At 76.3% G+C, this 6555-nt stretch carries 7 protein-coding genes; 1 reads left to right on the top strand and 6 read right to left on the bottom strand.

The genetic code is table 11. The features are described from left to right. The first annotated feature begins 160 nt into the window (after nucleotides 1–160). Entirely contained in the window at nucleotides 161–2392 is a 2232-nt protein-coding gene (locus ACFYON_RS08075) for a S8 family serine peptidase (RefSeq protein ID WP_355047401.1), read from the top strand. Here the strand turns inward: ACFYON_RS08075 and ACFYON_RS08080 are convergent, their stop codons facing one another. The 6 genes from ACFYON_RS08080 to ACFYON_RS08105 form a co-directional block, all read right to left on the bottom strand. Further along, nucleotides 2393–3292: a GlcNAc-transferase family protein gene (locus tag ACFYON_RS08080; protein WP_354864185.1), complete on the bottom strand. Its 900-nt coding sequence runs from the start codon at nucleotides 3290–3292 to the stop codon at nucleotides 2393–2395. Continuing rightward, nucleotides 3289–4233, bottom strand: coding sequence for a hypothetical protein (locus ACFYON_RS08085; RefSeq protein WP_355047402.1), 945 nt, complete (start codon nucleotides 4231–4233; stop codon nucleotides 3289–3291). The genes ACFYON_RS08080 and ACFYON_RS08085 overlap by 4 nt, the downstream gene beginning before the upstream one ends. A 124-nt stretch (nucleotides 4234–4357) precedes the next feature. Further along, nucleotides 4358–5278 (bottom strand): hypothetical protein, encoded by a 921-nt coding sequence (locus ACFYON_RS08090; protein ID WP_387188653.1) that lies wholly within the window; start codon nucleotides 5276–5278, stop codon nucleotides 4358–4360. Then, nucleotides 5275–5778, bottom strand: coding sequence for a type VII secretion system-associated protein (locus ACFYON_RS08095; RefSeq protein WP_387320679.1), 504 nt, complete (start codon nucleotides 5776–5778; stop codon nucleotides 5275–5277). Before ACFYON_RS08095 ends, ACFYON_RS08090 begins: the two co-directional genes overlap by 4 nt. Further along, entirely contained in the window at nucleotides 5775–6137 is a 363-nt protein-coding gene (locus ACFYON_RS08100; RefSeq protein ID WP_355095956.1) for a type VII secretion system-associated protein, read from the bottom strand. Before ACFYON_RS08100 ends, ACFYON_RS08095 begins: the two co-directional genes overlap by 4 nt. 62 nt (nucleotides 6138–6199) lie before the next feature. Further along, nucleotides 6200–6523 carry a YrhB family protein gene (locus tag ACFYON_RS08105; RefSeq protein ID WP_355095958.1) on the bottom strand — a complete coding sequence of 108 codons (324 nt, stop codon included), beginning with the start codon at nucleotides 6521–6523 and terminating at the stop codon, nucleotides 6200–6202. Between the last annotated feature and the right edge of the window lie 32 nt (nucleotides 6524–6555).

Consider the following 6555-nt stretch of genomic DNA (forward strand, 5'->3'; position numbering starts at 1 on the left):
GATCCGGCACATCCGCGGAGGGCGGTAGGCCCTCCGCGGATGACCGCGTACCCGACTGGAGCGTCCCCCCGGTGCACCGCCGCCGTGTGTCGGGAGTTGGCGGTGCTAGCCTGCCCGTCTGGTAAGGACAGTCTTCTCGACCGGGCTCAAGAGTGGATCGATGACTGATGGTTCGGACGCCCGGCGTTCGCGGTACCACGGCGACCACGCCCGTGACCGGCGCCGGCACCTGTGGTGGTGGCGGGTGACGCGGACCGCACCGGCGGTGGTCCGGGCCGCGCTCGCCGCCGTCGTCGCGGTGGCCGTGCTCGCGCTGGCCCCGCTCGCACCGGCGGCCCGCGCCGACGGCGACCAGGTCAAGTACTACACGGTCGAGGCCACCCACCAGGGTGAGCCGGAGAACCTCACCGAGATCGCGGAGCGGTTCCTCGGCGACGGCTCGCGGGCGTCCGAGCTTTTCGCCCTCAACGCCGGGCGGATCCAGCCCGACGGCGCCACCCTGACCGACGCCTCCCGGCTCCGGGCCGGCTGGGTGCTCGTGCTGCCGTGGGACGCGTACGGCAGTGAGGTCCGCCAGGGCGTCCCGCCGGCCGCGAAGCCGGCGCCCGGCGCGTCCACGCCGGCCGGGCGGCAACCGGCCGCCGACGGCGACGCGGCCGTCCGCCCGCCGAAGGGGTGCCGCCCCGCCGCGACGGCGCGCGCTCAGTCACAGTGGGCCGGCCTGCGCGTCGCCGCCGACCAGGCGTGGCCGCACAGCCGGGGCCGCGACCAGCTCGTGGCCGTCGTCGACTCCGGCGTCGCCGGCAGCCTGCCCTCGCTCGCGGGCCGCGTGACGACAGGCGTCGACCGGGCGGCCGGCGGCGCCCGCGGTGACACCGACTGTCTCGGCACCGGTACGGCGATGGCCGGTCTGATCGTGGCGCAGCCGGTGAAGGGATCGGCAGTGGCCGGGGTCGCGCCGGACGCGGCGGTCATGCCCGTCCGGGTGGCGGGCGGGACGCCGGGCGCCTCAGCCGCGGCGAGCGTCGCGGGGATCCGGGCGGCAGTCGGCTCCGGCGCCTCGGTCATCGCGCTCGGGCCGCAGGTGGACCTCGGCCAGGCCGAGGTGGTGTCCGCCGTGAACGAGGCGGTCGACAAGGGCGCGGTGGTCGTGGTGGGCGCCGCCGACGAGGCGGCGCCGCCGGACCCGGACGTGCCACTGCACGACGCCGTGCTGCGCGTCGGCGGGATCGGGCCGGACGGGGGCACGGCCGAGCGCTACCGGTCCGGCGGCGTGGACGTGATGGCGCCCGGCGTCGACGTGACCAGCCTCGGCATCGCCGGCGCGCGGCCGGTGAACGGCACCGGCACGCACCTCGCCGTCGCGTACGTGGCCGGGCAGGCGGCGCTGATCCGGTCGGCGTACCCGGACCTCGACCCGGCGCTGGTCCGCAACCGGGTGCTGAAGACCGCGAAGACCACCGGTGGCGTCGCGCCGGAGATCGACCTGACCGCCTCCGTCACCGCGGTGCTGCCCGAGGAGGCGCCCCGAGCGCAGGCGGCCGAGCAGGCGTCCGGCTCCACCACCGGGATCGGCCGCCGGGCGGCGTTGCTGGCGCTCGCCGGGCTGGCGGCGCTCGCCGCCCTGCTGCTGGGTCTGCGCGCCCGCCGGTCGGCGCGGAGCGGTGCCGGGCGGCCGGAGGCGGCACCCGCCGGGGCCGAGACGGCACCGCCGTCCGTCCACACCGGCAGGACGGACCTCGCCGCGACCCGGACCGATCCGGCCGTGGCCGCCCCGGTCACCGTCCGGAGGGGCGCCGATCCGGCCCTCGCCGGCCCGGCCGTCGCGGATCCGGCCCGAACCGGCCCGGCCGTCACCGCCCCGGACCTCGGCGGCCCGGCCGTCATGGATGCCGTCGACACCGATGCCGATGACACCGCTCCCGGCGACGCCGTTGCGGCCGGTGCCGGGCCGGACGTGACGGCGGCGGTGGCGGAGCTGAGCCGCGACCCCGCGCTGCGGCACCTGGCCGCCGACGAGGCGGGGATGGCGTACCTGGCCGAGACCCGCGCGGAGGCGCGAGAGAAGGCGCTCATCGGCCTGGTGCCGGGCATGGACGACGACACGGTGGCCGCGCTGCCGGCCATGGTGACGGCGCTGCCCGGCACCGACGAGCAGGAGCAGTCGCTCACCGGTGTCCTGGTGGACGTCCGGCGTCACCTGCGCGGCGACCCGCTCGCGCTGGACCGGGCGCTGGTCCGGGCCGGGAAGGTCCGGTGGCAGTCCCAGTACGAGCTGGCCGAGCACGTCACGTCGTACGCGCGGCAGCATCCGGAGCTGGCCCGGCTCGCCACCGCCATCGTCGAGACCCGCTGGTCGAGCGGGGCCGGTGAGCCGGCGCGGGGGAACTGATCAGAGCAGCACGAGTTCCTGGGCCAGCATGTCGGTCCAGGTGCGCCGGGTGAAGTTGCAGCCGGTGTGCGCCACGAACTGCTCCAGGGTGCGTACCGGCCCGATGCCGAGCCGGTCGGCCGGCGGGGTGTGCAGCATGTAGAGCACCCGGCGGCGGCTCAGCTCCTCGTAGCGGGCCCAGTCGGACTCGACGTGGTCGCTCCAGTGCCGCGGCCGGTCCTGCCGGATGTAGTAGTGCCAGGTCAGCACCTCGGTGGGGTGGAACAGGTCGTAACCCCACGTGAAGGCGCGCAGCGCCAGGGTGATCTCCTCGCCGTGGAAGTAGATGCCCGGGTCGTAGGGCACCTCGGTGACGAACGAGCCGGGCGCGAAGAGGAACCCGGCGGCCAGGAACAGTGCCGGCTTGGGCGGTACGCCGGGCGCTGCTCCCTCGATCAGACGCTGGCCGAAGACCGGCACGCCGAACGTCGTCCAGTCGCTGACGACGATCTCGGCGGGCGCGCCCGCGCCGGTGAACTCCTGGTCGGGCTCGTAGCTCGGCGGGTACGCGGTCAGGATCGGCTTCGCCGCACCGGTCTCCCGCGCCATCCGGATCAGCCGGACGTCCCAGTCCGGCGCGAACCGGGTGTGGCTGTCCACCTGCAACAGCCAGTCCTCGCCGTCGTACCGCTGGAACGTCCGGTCCCGGGCCCAGCAGGCGCCACGGCTGTCCCGGGCGTCGTGCTCCTGCACGTCGACCTGTGGCAGGTCCCGGATGGCGGAGATGTCCTCGTCGCCCAGGTGCTGCCAGCACACCGCGATGCGGACGTCCTCCGGGTGCGCCGCCTTGCCCAGGCAGTCCAGCACCGTCGGCACGAGTTCCGGGTCCCGGTAGGACGCGATCGCCACGAAGATCGTCACGCCTCCGCCTCCGCCTCCGCCTCCGCCGGGACGAGGGCGTACGACTGGAACAGCAGCGCCAGCGCGCGGTGCTCGTCGGCGGGGTCGGTGACCGGCGGCAGCCCGCCGCGCGACCGGATGTGGGCCAGCAGGTCCGGCTCCGGCGCCAGGCCGTACTCCTGGAGGTAGTAGGTGACGGACTCGGGCCAGAGCCACCGCCCGTCGGTGCGGTAGGTCATCGGGACGACCCGCCCGCGTTCGGGCTCCACCACGTCGGGACCGCGTGCGGTGGTGGCGAGCACCGGTGTGCCCGCGTCGAGGTACGTGGCCGCCCGGGCGAGATCGGTGCCGGAGAGCCGTTCGTGGTCCGGCGCGAAGCGTGCCCCGTCATCGTCCACCTCGTCGAAGACGCGGGCGATCCGCGGCGGCGCGGTGTCCCGGTCGGCCCAGAGCAGCGCGCCGGACCGGCGGGCCGCCGCGGAGTACGGCGGCAGCTTGTCGCCGGGCCGGTACACCTCGACCAGCGGCGCCGAGATCCCGGCCGCGGCCAGCGCCCGCATCACGGTCGCCGCCGTCACGGCCTGCGGCCCGTCCGTCTCCAGCAGGTAGACCGGCGCGGGCGGGATCACCGCCGCGGCCCACTCCGGGGCGATCCGCCATCCGCGCCACAGCGCCACCGCGCCGGGCTGCTGCCGCGCGGCGGCGACGGCGACCCGGTCGGTGTCGTCCATCAGGCCCTCGCGGCCGGTCAGGTCGGCCAGCGGCGGCACCCGCCCGCCGAAGACACGCGGATTCGGTACGGCCGACGCGAACGTGAACGGCAGGTCGACCGGGCCGGGCGGCTCGGGCAGGATCACCGTGCCGGTGTCGGCGAGCCGAAGCCGCGCCTCGGCGAGCAGCGCGTCCGGCACCCGGCCGCCGAGGTGCAGCAGCTCGGTGTGCAGGTGGTCCTGGTCCGTCATCTCCGGCCTCCTCGGGTCCTCGTCGGCGGGTGTCGGCATTCGACCACGCCGGCCGCCGGGAGCGCCGCGCGACGCCGGGGCTCGTGCCCGAGAGACACCGCGACCGGGGCCGTTCGTGCACCCGTCAGAGCGCTCCGGCGCGTACCAGCGTGGCGAACGCCCGGTGGACGGCGACCGCGCCGGCCGGCGCGGGCGGATCGGCCCGGCACCGCCGCAGGTGCCACAGCAGACCCTCGTCGGCCAGCGCGCCCTCGTCGAGCAGCCGGTCGGCCACGTCGGCCGGCCAGACCCACACGCCGTCGGTACGCAGGTGCGCGGTCAGGGCGGGCGTGGACCGCAGGTGGGTGACGAACGGCGCTACCTCGTCGTCGTCGACCGGCATCAGCGCGTCCCCGTCGGCGGCCAGGCGTACCTCGACGGGCGGTTCCGGGGCCCAGATCAGCGCGGACCGCGATCGGGCCGCCCACTGGTACGCGGGCAGCGGCAGGTCGTGCCGGTAGACCTCGACCGGCGCGGCGTGCCCGGCGTCGGCGAGGACCCGCTGCCCCCGGTCGGCGATCACGGGCAGCTCGTCGTCGGGCGCCGTCGCCTCGACCAGGTAGACGCGCACCGCGTCCACCGTGTCGTCCGGTCCCGGCGTGAGCCGCCAGCAGCGCCACACCCCGGCGGTGTGCGCCGGGTCCAGCACGTCGAGCAGCACCCGGTCGAGGCCGTCCACGGTGCCGCCCGCTGTCTCGTCCACCACCGGCGGCGCGGCCGTCGCGTACAGCGGCAGGTCGGCCGGCGGGAACGGGATGAACACCGCCGCCGGGTCGGCGTCCACGTCCTCGTCCGCCGCCGGGCCGGGCAGCAGCGGCGTCTCCGGGGGCAGCAGCGCGGTCAGTGTCGCGATCTCGGCCGCGGACTGCGGGAACGCGCCGAGCAGCCCGGCCGCGCAGGCGCCCCGGTCACCGCGGGCGAGCCGTGCGCGCAGGTCGGCGAGTTCCCGGTCCGGGATCCGGCCGGCGGCGCGCAGGCAGAGCAGGTGCAGCGGGCCGGCGCTCATCGCGTCGCCGCCGTCTCGCGCAGGAAGGCGGCGGCCAGCCGGGCCGGCGCGGTGCCGCCGGGGTTGACGAGCGCGTCGCGTTCACCGGCCACGGCAACCAGTTCCGGCAGGTCCAGCAGCCGCCAGCCGGGGGCGGGCACCCGCTCCCGGTGCGGCTCGCCGGTGGCGACCACCACGCACCGCTCGTCGTCTTCGACCGGCACGACGAGTGGCCGCCCGTCGCCGTTCACCGCCAGGTGCAGGGTGGACGCGCGCAGCACCGCCGGCAGGTGCGCCGGCTGGGCCGCACCGGCGGCGATCAGGCGCAGCAGCGCGTCCACCGGGTCGGTGGGGGAGTCCGGGAAGTGGGGGAGGTAGTCCGGGTTTTGCCGGAACTCGCCCACCTCGCCGTCCTCACCCACCTGCCACCCGCCGAGGACCGCCTCGAACGGCGGTTCGCCGTCCTCTTCGCCCGCCGGCCATTCCGGGTCGAGCAGGAACAGGAACTCCTCGTCGCTCATCCGGTGTCCTCGTCCGCGAGCAGGAGCGCGTGCCAGACGAGCGCGGCGGCCAGCCGTACCGGCTCGGGGCCGCCCGGGTCGACCAGGACGTCGATGCCGTCCGGGAGCAGCTCGGCCAGCTCGGCCGTCTCGACCGGGCGCCACTCCGGCGCGAAGGTACGCGCCCGCTCCTCGGCCGAGGTGGCCACGGCCACGCACCGTACGTCGTCGAAGGAGGTGACGACGAGCGGGCGGCCGTCGCCGTTCATCGCGAGGTCGAGCCGGGAGCCGCGCAGCGCGGACTGCACCTGCTCGATCGGGGCGTCGCCGCGCATCATCCGGCGCAGCAGCGAGCCGAGCGGCTCGGTGCTGTCGGTCATGGTTCCTCCAGGTGGCGGCGGCCCGCCGCTTCGCACGGTCGCGGCGGGCCGTCCGTCCGGGCTCAGGCGAACGGGTCCGGTGCGGCCGGTACCGGCACCGCGGGCAGCCCTTCCCGCGCGGCGTACTCGTTGAGCCAGCGTTCCAGCGGCGGGCCGGACGGCGCCACCCAGGGCTCGGCGCCGTTCTTCGGCACCACCAGCGGGCCCACCGCGAGCGTGTCCATGATGTTGCCGGTCTCGGTGGCCCGGACCGTGTTGAACGGGTACACCCAGCACCACTCGTACTCGGCCGGCGCGGCCGGGGCGAGCAGCCTCAGCGGCTGCGCCGGGTTCTCCAGCCGGCGCAGCGCGGCCTGCGCCCGGGTGCGGGCGTCGTCGGCGTTCATCGGGTAGTCCTTCTCTGTCGATGGTGGTCGGA

The organism is Micromonospora sp. NPDC005686 (assembly GCF_042871665.1).
GTDB lineage: Bacteria > Actinomycetota > Actinomycetes > Mycobacteriales > Micromonosporaceae > Micromonospora.

Excerpts from the sequence above, each read along its gene's own strand:
- ACFYON_RS08095 (WP_387320679.1), bottom strand. The coding sequence starts at position 5,778 with ATGAGCGACGAGGAGTTCCTGTTCCTGCTCGACCCGGAATGGCCGGCG.
- ACFYON_RS08090 (WP_387188653.1), bottom strand. The coding sequence starts at position 5,278 with ATGAGCGCCGGCCCGCTGCACCTGCTCTGCCTGCGCGCCGCCGGCCGG.
- ACFYON_RS08085 (WP_355047402.1), bottom strand. The coding sequence starts at position 4,233 with ATGACGGACCAGGACCACCTGCACACCGAGCTGCTGCACCTCGGCGGC.
- ACFYON_RS08105 (WP_355095958.1), bottom strand. The coding sequence starts at position 6,523 with ATGAACGCCGACGACGCCCGCACCCGGGCGCAGGCCGCGCTGCGCCGG.
- ACFYON_RS08100 (WP_355095956.1), bottom strand. The coding sequence starts at position 6,137 with ATGACCGACAGCACCGAGCCGCTCGGCTCGCTGCTGCGCCGGATGATG.
- ACFYON_RS08075 (WP_355047401.1), top strand. The coding sequence starts at position 161 with ATGACTGATGGTTCGGACGCCCGGCGTTCGCGGTACCACGGCGACCAC.